Origin of the sequence: Methylocella silvestris BL2 (assembly GCF_000021745.1) — a bacterium.
GTDB lineage: Bacteria > Pseudomonadota > Alphaproteobacteria > Rhizobiales > Beijerinckiaceae > Methylocapsa > Methylocapsa silvestris.
This window is the reverse complement of sequence record NC_011666.1, coordinates 2,480,920-2,495,024: the sequence shown is the minus strand read 5'-3', so window position 1 is coordinate 2,495,024 and position 14,105 is coordinate 2,480,920. Positions and strand designations below refer to the sequence as shown.

Below are 14,105 nucleotides of genomic sequence, written 5' to 3'. Positions count from 1 at the left end.
GGGTCTTGCCCTCAAGGCGACATCCCGTTGGCCCATATCGCAAGCGTCTCGCCAAATCCCCGCCCGAACCTTCAAGGATCGAGCGCTCGCCGGATCCCAACAGAGGCTCAAAGCCAGGCAATGCTTTCCCGCACAGCTGATCATCTTTATTGGCTCGCCCGCTACGTTGAGCGCGCCGATTTTCTCGCCCGCATCGTCGAGGCGACGCAGCGCCTCGCCACCCTTCCGACGAATTATTCCGGGACCGGAACGGAATGGGAAAGCGCGCTCGAATCCTCGGGCGCCGCGGCCGGGTTCCGGGAGACGCGGGGCGCCGCTGAAGAGCAGAGCGTCGTCGAATATCTGACCTTCGCCGCCGACAATCCGTCTTCGATCCGCAATTGCATCGAACTCGCGCGCACCAACGCGCGGGCCGTCCGCACCGCCTTGACGGTCGAGATGTGGGACGCGATCAACGGCGCCTGGATCGAGCTCAAACGCTTCGAGGCGAACAACGCCTCGCGCGGATTTTACGACCGGCGCGAACTCTCGCGTTTCCTCGATTTCGTCAAGAAGACCTCGCTCGACTACGACGGCTCGGCCTATCGCACCATGCTGCGCAACGACGCCTTCTGGTTTTCGCGGCTCGGCCTTTTCATCGAGCGCGCGGACAATACGGCGCGCATTCTCGACGTTAAGTATCACGTGCTGCTGCCGGAAAACGAGGCGGTCGGCGGTTCGCTCGACTATTTTCAGTGGACGGCGATTCTTCGCGCGGTGTCGGCGCTGACCGCCTATCACTGGGTGTACCGCGAAAATGTGAAGCCCTGGCTGATCGCCGATCTATTGATCCTGAAACTCGAAATGCCGCGTTCGCTGATCGCCTGCTATGACAATATCGTCTATTTCCTCGACGCCATCGCCAAGGCCTATGGCAAGCCGGGACCTTCGCAGAAACAGGCCCACGCCATCATGCAGCGGCTGGAAAGCGCGTCGACCAGCGAAATATTCAAGATGGGGCTGCACGAGTTCCTGACCGGATTCGTGCAGGACAATGACCGGCTCGGCCACACCATCTCGGAGCAATATTTGCAATATTAGGTCGTGACCTGGATCGAACCGACCAACGTCATGAAGGCGAATGCGGCCGATCCGCCGGCGTTTGACAGAAGCTCCAGTCTGATTCGCTGAAACCATCGCTCGCCGGTATGCCGGCGGCGGCGAAGCAGATCGGCTTCTTGCGGCTTCCTCCGCAGACCTTCGATCGCCCATCGAGCGGTTCAAGACTTTTCCCATCCAATCGGCGGCAGGTCCCGCGCTGCGAAGCGGCGGATATCTGCTGCTGCGCATTCGACTCCGAAGCCTGGGCGATGGCCGGTCATTGTCGTGCGGACGCCATCTGGAGGCTGTAGCAAAACTCCACGCGCGCTCCTGCCAAACGCGGGTTGACGGCGCGCCTCTCCTCAGGCCGGCATGGCGCGAGAGCCTGCCGGGATCCTGAGGGTGAATTGTCGGGATATCCCGGGGGGAATTGATGAAGGAAATGACTCAGTCAGTCGTCGGAGCAGCTTTGCTGCTCGGGCTCGGCGCTCCGTTCGCATTCGGCGACGAAGTGGCCCGCACGGCTGCGATCCGCGCCGAACTTAGCGGAAAGAAGGCCAAGAACGTGATTTTCTTCCTGGGCGACGGCATGGGCGTCCAGGAAGTGACCGCGGCGCGCTATTACCGCTATGGAGCGGCGGGGCGGCTCAACGTCGACGACCTGCCTTTCACGGGATTCCAGACGACCTGGTCGCTGAAGCCTGGCCCGGGCCCGAATTATCTGCCCGACTATGATCCGGATTCGGCCTCCACCGGCTCGATGTGGGCGACGGGCGCGAAGACGGTCGACGAACGCATTTCGCAGGGGCCGAGCACGGCCCTCAACGTCCCCGGCGTGAACCTGCCGACGGTGCTCGAACTCGCGCAGCGGCGCGGCAAGCGGACCGGCAATGTCAGCACGGCGGAGATCACCGACGCGACGCCGGCGGTGCTCAATTCGCACATCAGCCTCCGGGGTTGCCAGGCTCCCAAGGACATGGCCGCCTGCGCGACGGAAACCAAGTCCGCCGGCGGCCTCGGCTCGATCGCCGAACAGACTGTCGATCATCGCGTCGATGTCGTGTTCGGCGGCGGCAAGGGTCGCTTCGACGCGACCGGCGGCTTGATCGCGGGCGGAACGGACAATGGCAAGACCGTCGAGGAGTCGGCGGCGCGCCTCGGCTATAAGGAGATCACGACCGCGCAGCAGCTCGCGGCGCTCCTGCCCTCGAACCTGCCGGTGCTCGGCCTGTTTGCCCAAGGCAATATGACCACGGAATGGGCCGGTCCCGTTGCGGCGATCGGCGAGGGCGTCGCCCCGCACAAATGCACGGAGAATAATCGCCCGGTCAACCAGCCGAGCCTCGCGGCGATGACCAAGAAGGCGCTCGAACTGCTCGACAAGCCGAAGCCCGGCGTCCGCGGCGGCGACAAAGGTTTCTTCCTGCAGGTTGAGGGCGCCTCGATCGACAAGCAGGACCACTCCGCCAATGCCTGCGGCCAAATCGGCGAGACGATCGCCTTCGACGATGCGATCGCCGTCGCGCTCAAATACCAGCGCACCCATCCCGACACGTTGATCGTCGTCACGGCCGACCATTCGCACACGAGCGAGATCGTGGGCGAGGACTCGACCGGAACGGGCAGCCCGACCGGCTATTCGGATAATCTGATCACCGCGGACGCTCAGATCCTGCGCGTGTCCTATGGCACGGCGGGCGGCCCTGGGCCGGCTGCGGCGCCGCCCAGTCAGCAGCACACTGGCGCGGTCGTCCCGATCTGGGCGAAAGGACCGGGGGCCGCGGCGATCCTCGGCACCACGGATCATATCGACCTGTTCGACATTCTGCAGGGCAAATAGCGCGCGGCGCGCGATCAAGTCGAACGCTGCGGAGGGCTGACGGTCTTGCCCGTCCGCCTCCGCAGCAATCCCGATCCTCGAGAACGCCGCGCTCGCTCATCGCTTGCCACGACAATATCGCCTGTTTCCTCGAGGCGATCGCCATGGCCTGCGGCAAGCCCGGGCCCTCGCTGAAACAAATTGCCGAGTGTGATCGCGACCGGCCCGGTCTGCGTTGCGGTCGTCACCGCCATGGCGAAGCAACAAGGGGAATCGGCTCTGGGCGAGGCCTGCGCGCGCAAGATCGATGGTTGGGAGACCAGAGGCTTGCGCAACCGGCGCTGGAGGGCTATATTCGCGCTATTCATTTTCTCATAGCGTTTATCTTCCGGTTGGATGAGCGCCGTATCGAGAGTGGGCCCGTCCGGACCCGCTCTTTTTTATTGCCGCCGCAAGGCGAGGATCAAACAGAGCTTGGGGAACGCCACGCAAGTCGAAACCGATTCAGCGGCCCTGATGGCCGAGCCGCGCCTTGTCGCCGAGACGGGCGTCGCTGCGCGCATCGCCCATATTGCAACGCCAGTCCTCGCCGATCTCGGCTACAGGCTGGTGCGGGTCAAGCTGTCCGCGCAGGACGGCATGACCGTGCAGATCATGGCCGAGCGTCCTGACGGCGCAATGACCGTCAATGACTGCGAAGCCGTGAGCGCCGCGCTGTCGCCGGCGCTCGACGTCGAGGACGTCGTCAAGCAGGCCTATCGTCTGGAAATTTCGTCGCCCGGCATCGACCGGCCGTTGGTCCGCGTTTCGGATTTTCGCCGCGCCCTCGATCAGGAGGCCCGCATCGAGCTGCGGCTTGGGCTTGATGGCCGCAAGCGCTTTCGCGGGCTCATCAAGGGCGTGACTGGAGCGGGCGCCGCCGCCGTCGTCACGCTTGAGCGGGTCGACGCCAAGCCGGGGGAGGCCGTCGAGGCCGTGCTGCCGCTTGACGACCTTGCGGAGGCGAAGCTCGTTCTCACCGAAGAGTTGATCCGCGCCGCGCTAAGGGCGGCCAAGGCGGCGCTCGCCGAGGAAGGCGAGCCCGAAGAGCAGGAAGAGGGCGGCGGCGAAGCAGCGCCCGCAGGCAAAGCCGAGCGCGGCCCGGGCCGTTTCACGCCAAAACCCGCCAAGGCAAAATCCGCCCAGGGAAAGCCGGTCAAAGCCAAGCCGGTGCTGCCCGCCGGGGTCAAGACGCAATTCAAACAGCTTAAATCAGGCCGGCTGCAGGGTTTGGCGCGCGAAGGCGCGCCGGCCTTGCGTCCGACGCCGAAATAAGGAGACGCAATCATGGCCGTCAGCGCCAACAGGCTCGAACTTTTGCAGATCGCCGACGCGGTGGCGCGGGAAAAATCGATCGACCGTCAAATCGTTCTCTCCTCGATGGAGGATGCGATCCAGAAGGCGGCGCGCTCGCGCTACGGTCAGGAGACCGAGGTTCGCGCCGAGATCAATCCGAAGACCGGCGAAATCCGCTTCTCGCGCCTGCTGCTGGTGGTCGATCAGATTGAAAATGACGCCATCCACATCACGCTTGAGGACGCCCGCAAGAAGAACCCGGCGGCGCAGGTCGGCGACTGGATCGCCGAGACCCTGCCGCCGTTTGACTTTGGCCGCATCGCCGCCCAGTCGGCGAAGCAGGTCATCGTGCAGAAGGTGCGCGAGGCCGAGCGCGACCGTCAGTATCAGGAATATAAGGATCGCATCGGCGACATCGTCAACGGCGTCGTCAAGCGCGTCGAATATGGCAATGTGATCATCGATCTCGGGCGCGGCGAGGCGACGATCCGCCGCGACGAAATGATCCCGCGCGAGATGTTCCGGCCGGGCGACCGCGCCAGGGCCTATGTCTATGACGTGCGCCGCGAACAGCGCGGGCCGCAGATTTTCCTCTCGCGCACGCATCCGCAGTTCATGGCCAAGCTGTTCCAGCAGGAAGTGCCGGAAATCTACGACAATATCATCCAGGTGAAGGCGGTCGCCCGCGACCCGGGCTCCCGCGCCAAAATCGCGGTGATTTCGCGCGACGCCTCGATCGATCCGGTCGGCGCCTGCGTCGGCATGCGCGGCTCGCGCGTGCAGGCCGTCGTGAATGAATTGCAGGGCGAGAAGATCGACATCATCCCCTGGTCGCCGGACGCCGCGACCTTCATCGTCAATGCGCTGCAGCCGGCCGAAGTGGTCAAGGTCGTGCTTGACGAAGACTCGGCGCGTATTGAAGTTGTGGTGCCAGATGACCAATTGTCATTGGCGATCGGACGCCGCGGCCAGAACGTCCGCCTCGCCTCGCAGCTGACCGGCTGGGACATCGACATCCTGACCGAGGCCGAGGAATCGGAGCGCCGGCAGAAGGAGTTCGTCGAGCGCACCAACGCCTTCATGAACGCGCTCGACGTCGATGAGGTGGTCGGCCAATTGCTCGCCTCGGAAGGTTTCCGGTCGGTGGAGGAGCTCGCTTTCGTCGAGCCGGCCGAGCTGGCCGCGATCGAAGGCTTTGACGAAGACACCGCCGTCGAGATCCAGGCGCGGGCGCAGGACTATCTGGCGCGCATCGAGGCCGAGCAGGACCAGCGCCGCATCGAACTTGGCGTCGCCGACGAGCTCCGGGAGGTCGCCGGCGTCACCACGGCGATGCTGGTCAAATTCGGCGAGAACGACGTCAAGACGGTCGAGGACCTCGCCGGCTGCGCGACCGACGATCTGATCGGCTGGACCGAGCGCAAGGAAGGCGAAAGCGTCAAGCACGCCGGCTATCTCGATGGCTTCGAGCTGACCCGCGAAGAGGCCGAGACGATGATCATGACCGCCCGCGTTCATGCCGGCTGGATTGACGCCATCCCGCAGCCCGCGGTTGAAGAGCCGCAGCTCGAGGGAGAGGTTCGGGACTGACGCAGGAGCCTCACGTGGAAGCGGTCGATCTCGCCGCGGCGGAAGACCCCTTCGACGACGCCGAGAAGGGGCCGGAGCGGACCTGCGTCGTGACGCGCCGCAAGGCCGCGCCGGACGAGATGATCCGCTTCGTGGTCGGGCCTGAGGGCGAAGTCGTTCCCGACGTCAGGCAGAAATTGCCGGGGCGCGGCGTTTGGGTTACAGCGAGCGCTGCAAGAGTCTCGGAGGCCGTCAGGAAACAGGCCTTCGCGCGGGGATTTAAGAAGAAGGTCGTCGTTTCGCCAACGCTGGCGGACGAAGTCGAGGCCCTGCTGACGCGGGACTGCCTGCAATTCCTCGCCATCGCCAATAAGGCGGGACAGGTGATCGCCGGCTTTGGCAAGGTCGAGGAGGCGATCGCGGGCGGGGCGATCGAAGGCGTGATCCACGCCTGCGACGGCGGTGGGGACGGAGCGCGCAAGCTCGCGCAATGTTTGCGACGCCGTTTTGGAGACGAGAACGTAAGGCCGCTGATCGAACTGTTCCGGTCAGATCAATTGGATTTGGCGTTGGGGCGGTCTAATGTGGTACATGCGGCGTTGCTGACCGGATCGGCGAGCGTCGCGGCGCTCGTCCGCTGCCGCCGGCTGGCTTTATACCGGGCGCAATCGCCGGATTCGCGGCAGACGCTTGGCGAAGAGCGTGGCCAAGAGGGCTGCGACGAGACGGAAGCCGACTGAACTTGCCTGTGCGCAAGAACAGGGGGCGGCCGTTAAGGTATGGATTTGTCGCCGAAAGGCGATTGCAGAGCAAGCGGTGCGGTCTATCCCGAAGGTTGCGGCCTTTCGGATAGATCGTGAACTTGAATGGACACACTAGGCCAGGAGCGGCTTTCGCGGGCGTCCCTGGCGCCGCGGCCGGGGCCTCTCCGGCTCACTGAATTTCGAATGGGCGCGAGCCCCGGGAACGCAAGACTGATGAGTGAAACGAAGAACCCCGGTGATCATACGCTGAGCGTTTCTCCGACGAAGACGCTGTCGCTCAAGCGGCCGGTCGAGGCTGGCATCGTGCGCCAGAGCTTTTCGCATGGCCGCAGCAAGGCGGTGGTGGTCGAGAAGGTGAAGCGCCGCGCGCTGGGGGAGCCGCATGTGCTGCGCGAAAGCGCGCCCGCGCTGGACGTCGTCGCCCCGGCGCCGCAGGCGGCGCCTCCCGCGCCGACGCAGCAGCCGCAACCGCGCGTCGCCTCGCGCCCGCAGCCGCAGCAGCGCTCGTCGTCCGGCGTCATCCTGCGTTCTTTGACCGAGGAGGAGCGCGAGGCCCGTTCGCGCGCCCTTTCGGGAGCGCATGAGCGCGAAGTCGAAGAGCGCAAGCGCGCCGAGATCGAGGCCAAGGCCCGAGACGAGCGTGAAGCGCGCGAGCGTGAAGAGCGCGCCGCCGCCGAAGCGCGCAAGCGTGAGGAAGAGACCCGCCGGCTGCAGGAAGCGGAGTCAAAACGCCGCTCCGAGAGCGAAGCTAAGCGGCGTCTCGCCGGCGGCGAGCCTGCGCCCGCCGGCGCCAATGCCGCGCCGCGCAAGGCTCCGGCCCTATCGGCCGCGCCGGGCTCAGCCGCTCCTTCGGGCCAGCCGGGGCCGGCGGGCGCTGTCGGCGCTCGTCCCGCCGAGGAAGAAGACGCCGCCAAGCGCATTATTCGCCGTCCTGGCATGCCGACCAAGGTTATCGTCGCGCGTCCCGTCAAGGGCGCGGAGCAGAAGAGCCGCGGCCGCCTGACCGTCGCCAGTGCGACCGGCGACGAGGAAGAGCGCACCCGCTCCATCGCCGCCTTCCGCCGCCGCACCCAGCGCCTTAAGGGCCATGTCAGCGAGACCAAGGAAAAGCTGTCGCGCGAAGTCGTGCTGCCCGAGACGATCACGATCCAGGAGCTCGCCAACCGCATGTCGGAGCGCGCTGTCGACGTGATCAAGCTGATGATGAAGCAGGGGCAGATGGCCAAGATCACCGATGTGATCGACGCCGACACCGCCCAGCTGATCGCCGAGGAGCTCGGCCACACGGTCAAGCGCGTCGCCGAATCCGATGTCGAGGAAGGTCTGTTCGACAGCCCCGACGTCGAGGAGCATCTGATCTCGCGTCCGCCGGTCGTCACCATCATGGGCCATGTCGACCACGGCAAGACGTCGCTGCTTGACGCCCTGCGCCACGCCAATGTCGTGTCCGGCGAGGCCGGCGGCATCACGCAGCATATCGGCGCCTATCAGATCGTCGCCTCGAACGGCCTGCCGATCACCTTCATCGATACGCCCGGCCACGCCGCCTTCACGGCGATGCGCGCCCGCGGCGCCAAGGTGACCGATATCGTCGTGTTGGTGGTTGCCGCCGACGACGGGGTGATGCCGCAGACGGCCGAGGCGATCTCGCACGCCAAAGCCGCGGGCGTGCCGATCATCGTCGCCATCAACAAGATCGACAAGCCAGACGCCAAGCCCGAGCGCGTGCGACAGGAGTTGCTGCAATATGAAGTGCAGGTCGAATCGCTCGGCGGCGACACCCTCGAAGTCGAGGTGTCGGCCACGAAAAAGATCAACCTCGACAAGCTCGCCGATCTGATCGCGCTGCAGGCCGAACTCCTGGATCTCAAAGCGAGCCCGGACCGTCCGGCCGAAGGCACCGTGATCGAGGCGCGCCTCGACAAGGGCCGCGGCCCGGTCGCAACCGTGCTCGTCCAGCGCGGCACACTGAAGGTTGGCGATCTCATCGTCGGCGGCTCGCAATGGGGCAAGGTTCGCGCCCTCATCGACGACAAGGGGGTCAATCGGCAGGAGGCCGGCCCGTCGATGCCGGTCGAGGTTCTTGGCTTCTCAGGCTCTCCCGAGGCGGGCGACCGCGTCGGCGTCGTCGAGAACGAGGCGCGGGCGCGCGAGATCGCCGCCTATCGCGACCGCCAGAAGCGGGAGCAGGCGGCGGCGCGCGGCAATCTCGCCCGCGGCTCGCTCGCCGATATGATGAGCCAGCTGAAGACCGCGGCCCGCAAGGAGTTCCCGCTCGTCATCAAGGCCGACGTGCAGGGCTCGCTCGAGGCGATCGTCGCGACGCTCGAAAAGCTCAACACGGACGAAGTCGCGGCGCGCATCATTCACGCGGGCGTCGGCGGCATCACCGAATCGGACGTCACTCTGGCGGAAGCGTCGGGCGCCGTGCTGATCGGCTTCAACGTGCGCGCCCACAAGGAGGGACGCCAGCTCGCCGAGCAGCAAGGGCTGGAAATCCGCTACTACAATATCATCTATAATCTCGTCGACGACGTGAAGGCGGCGATGTCGGGCCTCTTGGCTCCGACCTTGCGCGAAGACATGCTCGGCAATGCCGAAATTCTCGAAGTCTTCCATATCTCGAAGGTCGGCAAGGTCGCCGGCTGCCGGGTCACGGACGGACGGGTGGAGCGCGGCGCCAATGTGCGGCTCATCCGCGACAATGTCGTGGTGCATGAGGGCAAGCTGTCGACGCTCAAGCGCTTCAAGGACGAAGTCAAGGAAGTCGTCGCCGGCCAGGAATGCGGCATGGCGTTCGAACACTACCAGGACATGCGCGTCGGCGACGTTATCGAGTGCTACCGGGTCGAGGAGATCCAGCGCACGCTGTAGGACGGTCCGGCGGCTCAAGCCGCCGGTCCCTCGACATATCGAGGCTAAGTAAAGCCTGAAGCTGAACGCCCCAGGGCGTCGGAGTTCTAGAAATTGTCCAGGTTACATCATCAGCAGGGCGGCCAGCCTTCGCAGAGAATGCTGCGCGTCGCCGAGCTTGTGCGCCACGCCATGTCCGAGCTCTTGACGCGCTCGGACATCAACGATCCGGCGCTTGAGGGGAAGGTCATCACCGTTCCCGACGTGCGCATGAGCCCCGACCTGAAGCTCGCGACCGTCTATGTGATGCCGCTTGGGGGCGAAAACGTCACAGAAGTGCTGGCCGCGCTCGACCGGCATAAAAAACTGCTGCGCGGCGAGATCGCGCGCCGCGTCAGTCTGAGATTTGCGCCGGACGTGCGGTTCAAGGCCGATCCCGGCTTCGAATATAGCGGCAAGATCGACGCCTTATTGTCCTCGCCGAAGGTCAAGCAGGATCTTGAGGTCCAGGATCTTGAGCTGAAGGACTCCGGCTGCGCCGGAGCGCCGGCCAAGACCGGCCCCGCGGGCGACGGCGAGTGAGCGCGCCGCGCTCGACGCGCCAAGACGTCGACGGCTGGGTGGTGCTTGACAAGCCTGTCGGCATGACCTCGACGCATGCCGTCTCGCGCCTGAAACGCATTTTCAACGCTAAGAAGGCGGGGCACGCGGGCACTCTCGATCCGCTCGCTTCCGGCATTCTGCCGATCGCCTTCGGCGAAGCGACCAAGACCGTCCCCTTCGTTCAAGACGGCGAGAAAGCCTATCGCTTTACCGTCCGCTTCGGCGCCGAAACCGACACCGATGATTCCGACGGCAGCATCGTCGCGCAATCGGAGCTGCGGCCTGCCCCGGCGGATATTCTCGCTTTGCTGCCGAATTTTATTGGCGTGATCGAGCAGACGCCGCCGTCCTTTTCGGCGATCAAGATCAATGGCGAGCGCGCCTATGATCTCGCCCGCGACGGCGAGACGCCGCAGCTCGCTGCCCGGCCCGTCACCATCCATGCGCTGGACCTTATCAGCGCCAGTCCGGATGAGGCCGTATTCGAGGCCCGCTGCGGCAAGGGCACTTATGTGCGCGCCATCGCCCGCGACCTTGGCCGCCTGCTCGGCTGCCTCGGCCATGTCACGACCTTGCGCCGCACCCGCGTCGGGCCTTTTCTCGAAGCGGATTCGATCAGGATGAGCGATCTCGAAGAGGGCGGGAGCGCTCCCGTGATGCGCCGCGTCGAGGCGGGGCTCGGCGAATTGCACCGGGTTATCGTCGATCGCGACGCTGCGGCAAGGCTGAGGCGCGGCCAATCCATCCTGCTGCGCGGCGCTGACGCGCCGATGGACGGCTCGGCCTATGCCGCCTGCGGCGGCGTCGTCATTGCCGTGGGGGCGGTCGAAAAGGGCGAACTCGTCCCCGGCCGCGTGTTCAACCTGCCGTTCTGATCCGCGCCTTCCCGTCGCGCCCGCGGCCGGAGATAGGATTGGCGCAAGCCTCACGCCTTTACGGTCCGCACTCAGGGCAGTAGCGCGGATGTGGACGATGCGGACGATTAGCGGAAATGAAGCGCGCGCGGACGAGACGGGAGCCGCGCGGCGCTCCGGGGATGAGCGCGCCCTGACGCTGGCGCTGGAATTGTTCCGCGCCGGCCGCCTGCGCGCCGCAGAGGACGCCTACAGGCAAATTCTCGCGCGGGATGGCGGCCAAGCGGTATGCCTGCATCATCTCGGTTTGATCGCGCATTACCGCGGCGAGCATGGCGCCGCCGCCGATCTCCTCTCGCGCGCCATAGCGGGAAAGCCCGACTATGTGGAGGCGCTGTCGAATCTCGGAGCGATTTTCCGCGCGCTCGGCCGCGCGGGACGAGGCCGTCGCCGCCACGCGGCAGGCGATCGCGATCCGGCCCGATTTCGCGCAAGCCTATTCCAATCTCGGCAATGCGCTTGAAGATCAGGGTCTTCTGACCGACGCGCTCGAGGCCTATGCGCGCGCCGTCGCGCTCAACCCGGGCTTTGTCGAGGCCGCGACCAACGCCGCCAATGTGATGCGCAGGCTCGGCCGCCCGCGCGACGCGCTCGCCGCCTGCGAGGAGATCATCGCCGCGCGCCCCGATGCGGCCGATCCCTATTTCAGTCTCGGCAACATTTTGAGGGAATTGCATCAGCCGGCGCGGGCGATCGAGGCGTTCCGGCGCGCCGTCGCGCTGCGCCCGCAGTTCGCCGAGGTCTATCTTAATCTCGGCAACGTGCTGCAGGGTCAGGGCGCCTTTGCGGAGGCCGTCGAGGCCTATTGCGAAGCCATCGCCCAGCGTCCGACGATGGCGCAGGCCTATGCCAACAAGGGTGCGGCGCTGGAGCAGCTCGGCCGGCTCGACGAGGCGATCGAAAGCTATCGCCGCGCGGTCGAGATCGATCCGAAGCTGACCGCTGTCCGCGTCTGGCTGCATCACAAACGCCGCTCGATCTGCGACTGGGACGGGATCGAGGCCGAGGAGGCGGAGCTGTTGTCTCTGCTCGACGGGCGTGGCGGGACGCCCAATCCCTTTGCGGTCCTCAGCATGGCGACGACGCCTTTGCAGCAATTGACTGTCGCGCGCGCTGCTGCTTCCGAGCTCAAGCCCGGCCCTGAGTCGTTCGGGCCAAGACCGCCAAGCCATCCGGAAGGCAAGCTCCGCATCGGCTATGTTTCAAGCGATTTCTGCCGCCACGCGACCGCCCTTCTCGTCGCCCAATTGTTCGAGCTGCACGACAGGACGCGCTTCGAGATTATCGCCTATTCGCACGGTCCGGATGACCGCAGCGAGATCGGCGCGCGGATGCGCAAAGCGTTCGATCATTTCGTTGATATCAACGCCCTGAGCGATGAAGAGGCGGCGCGCCGCATTCACGCCGACGGCGTCGACATATTGATCGACATGAAGGGCTTTACCTCGGGCGCAAGGCTTGGGATCGCCGCGCGGCGGCCGGCGCCGGTGCAGGCGAGCTTTCTCGGTTTTCCCGGCACGACAGGCGCCGATTTCATCGATTATGTGATCGCCGATCCCTTTGTGCTGCCATTTGGCGACGAAGCTTTTTTCAGCGAGCGAATCGTTCATCTGCCGCATTGCTACCAGCCGAATGACGCCAGCCGGCGCATCGCCGATCTGACGCCTACGCGGGCGCAATGCGGCCTGCCCGAGCAGGGCTTCGTCTTTTGCTCCTTCAACAACAGCTACAAGCTGACGCCGGCCTTCTTCGACATCTGGATGCGGCTGTTGTCCGCCGCGCCCGGCAGCGTGCTGTGGCTGCTTGAGGCCAATGACCTCGTCAAGGACAATCTGCGCAGTGAGGCGGCGCGGCGCGGGGTCGATCCCGACCGGCTGGTGTTTGCGCCAAAACTGCCCTCGCCCGAACATCTCGCCCGGCACCGCCTCGCCGATCTCTTTCTCGACACGCTGCCCTATAATGCGCACACCACGGCGAGCGACGCTTTGTGGGCTGGGCTGCCTGTGCTGACCTGTGTCGGCGCGACGTTCGCTGGCCGCGTCGCCGGCAGTCTGCTGCACGCCGTCGGCCTGCCCGAACTCGTCACGATTTCGGCCGCGGAGTATGAGAGTGCGGCGCTCAAACTGGCCTGTGGCGATCCGGCTGTGCTGCAGGATCTTCGTCACAGGCTGCTTGGCGGCAAATTGGCCTCGCCGCTGTTCAACACGCCGCGCTATGCGCGCAATTTCGAGGCGGCTTTGACGCAGATGTGGCGCTTGCATGAGGCCGGCGAGCGGCCCCGCGCCTTCGCTGTCGCAGACGCGGCTGGGCCCGCAGCCGAACCCGCTACCATCGAGCGGGTCCCCTATATGTCGTGCCCCCTTTGCGGCGGCCACGATATCCCCCTGGTTCTAGGCGCCGACTGCACGAAACACGCGCTCTACCAGAAGACGCTGCCGCCGGTCATAAACTGGCGGGAATGCGGCGATTGCGGCCATGTCTTCACCGAGGGCTGGTTCGACGCCGCGGCGGCCGAAGTGGTGTTTGCGAAGACGCATCCGAACCAGACGGTCGGCCATGACATGGAGCGGCAGCGCCCTGTCTCCGCCCGCATCGTTGCGAGCGTCGCGCGCCGCGTCAGCAGCGGCGATTGGCTCGATGTCGGCTTTGGCAATGGCTCGCTGCTGTTCGCGGCGGAGGAATGGGGTTTTCGCCCGGTCGGCCTCGATTTGCGGCGGGATAATGTCGCTATGTTGCAGTCGCTTGGTTATGAGGCGCATTGCCTGTCGATCGAGGCGCTGGATCATCGGCAGCGCTACGACGTCATCAGCATGGCGGATGTGCTGGAGCATCTGCCGTTTCCGCGCGAGGGGCTTGCCGCCGCCCGCGCGCTGCTCCGGCCGGGCGGGGCGCTGTTTCTGTCGATGCCCAATATGGACACGATGGTCTGGCGCCTGCTGCACGCCAACAAGGTCAATCCCTATTGGGCCGAGATCGAGCACTACCATAATTTTTCGCGCCAGCGACTCTATGCGCTGCTGCGCGAGCATGGGTTCGAGCCGGTCGAATATGGCGTCAGCGAGCGTTATCGCGCCTGTATGGAAGTGATTGCGATAGGTGTGTAGAGCGTCGCGCGGCCAGTTGGAATCAACCGGCGCGCTTCACCATCTGGCGGTGATCTGGCCTCGG

9 protein-coding genes are annotated in these 14,105 nt (G+C 65.4%); all 9 read left to right on the top strand.

Annotated features, from left to right (window positions below; genetic code table 11):
- Positions 1-120: 120 nt before the first annotated feature.
- The 9 genes from MSIL_RS11755 (at position 121) to MSIL_RS20790 (ending at position 14,041) form a co-directional block, all read left to right on the top strand.
- Positions 121-1,080 (top strand): alpha-E domain-containing protein, encoded by a 960-nt coding sequence (locus MSIL_RS11755; protein ID WP_012591300.1) that lies wholly within the window; start codon positions 121-123, stop codon positions 1,078-1,080.
- Positions 1,081-1,522: 442 nt separating this feature from the next.
- Positions 1,523-2,920 carry an alkaline phosphatase gene (locus MSIL_RS11745; RefSeq protein ID WP_148213081.1) on the top strand — a complete coding sequence of 466 codons (1,398 nt, stop codon included), beginning with the start codon at positions 1,523-1,525 and terminating at the stop codon, positions 2,918-2,920.
- Between the two features lie 495 nt (positions 2,921-3,415).
- On the top strand, positions 3,416-4,213 hold the full coding sequence (rimP, locus tag MSIL_RS11740) for a ribosome maturation factor RimP (RefSeq protein ID WP_083772308.1): 798 nt from the start codon (positions 3,416-3,418) through the stop codon (positions 4,211-4,213).
- 12 nt (positions 4,214-4,225) lie between these two features.
- On the top strand, positions 4,226-5,824 hold the full coding sequence (gene nusA, locus MSIL_RS11735) for a transcription termination factor NusA (RefSeq protein ID WP_012591297.1): 1,599 nt from the start codon (positions 4,226-4,228) through the stop codon (positions 5,822-5,824).
- Positions 5,825-5,838: 14 nt separating this feature from the next.
- Positions 5,839-6,543 carry an RNA-binding protein gene (locus MSIL_RS11730; protein ID WP_012591296.1) on the top strand — a complete coding sequence of 235 codons (705 nt, stop codon included), beginning with the start codon at positions 5,839-5,841 and terminating at the stop codon, positions 6,541-6,543.
- A 237-nt stretch (positions 6,544-6,780) separates the two neighbouring features.
- The gene (gene infB / locus MSIL_RS11725; protein WP_012591295.1) at positions 6,781-9,441 is read left to right on the top strand and encodes a translation initiation factor IF-2; all 2,661 of its coding nucleotides are present in this window, start codon (positions 6,781-6,783) and stop codon (positions 9,439-9,441) included.
- A gap of 138 nt (positions 9,442-9,579) precedes the next feature.
- Positions 9,580-10,002 carry a 30S ribosome-binding factor RbfA gene (gene rbfA, locus MSIL_RS11720; protein ID WP_049768158.1) on the top strand — a complete coding sequence of 141 codons (423 nt, stop codon included), beginning with the start codon at positions 9,580-9,582 and terminating at the stop codon, positions 10,000-10,002.
- Positions 9,999-10,898 carry a tRNA pseudouridine(55) synthase TruB gene (truB, locus tag MSIL_RS11715; RefSeq protein ID WP_012591293.1) on the top strand — a complete coding sequence of 300 codons (900 nt, stop codon included), beginning with the start codon at positions 9,999-10,001 and terminating at the stop codon, positions 10,896-10,898. Before rbfA ends, truB begins: the two co-directional genes overlap by 4 nt.
- A gap of 362 nt (positions 10,899-11,260) precedes the next feature.
- Complete coding sequence (locus MSIL_RS20790) at positions 11,261-14,041, top strand: O-linked N-acetylglucosamine transferase family protein (RefSeq protein ID WP_083772215.1); 2,781 nt, start codon at positions 11,261-11,263, stop codon at positions 14,039-14,041.
- The last annotated feature ends 64 nt before the right edge of the window (positions 14,042-14,105 follow it).

Coding starts and splice junctions, on each gene's coding strand:
- rbfA (WP_049768158.1), top strand. CDS start 9,580: ATGCTGCGCGTCGCCGAGCTTGTGCGCCACGCCATGTCCGAGCTCTTG.
- nusA (WP_012591297.1), top strand. CDS start 4,226: ATGGCCGTCAGCGCCAACAGGCTCGAACTTTTGCAGATCGCCGACGCG.
- infB (WP_012591295.1), top strand. CDS start 6,781: ATGAGTGAAACGAAGAACCCCGGTGATCATACGCTGAGCGTTTCTCCG.
- MSIL_RS20790 (WP_083772215.1), top strand. CDS start 11,261: ATGTGGAGGCGCTGTCGAATCTCGGAGCGATTTTCCGCGCGCTCGGCC.
- rimP (WP_083772308.1), top strand. CDS start 3,416: ATGGCCGAGCCGCGCCTTGTCGCCGAGACGGGCGTCGCTGCGCGCATC.
- MSIL_RS11745 (WP_148213081.1), top strand. CDS start 1,523: ATGACTCAGTCAGTCGTCGGAGCAGCTTTGCTGCTCGGGCTCGGCGCT.
- MSIL_RS11755 (WP_012591300.1), top strand. CDS start 121: ATGCTTTCCCGCACAGCTGATCATCTTTATTGGCTCGCCCGCTACGTT.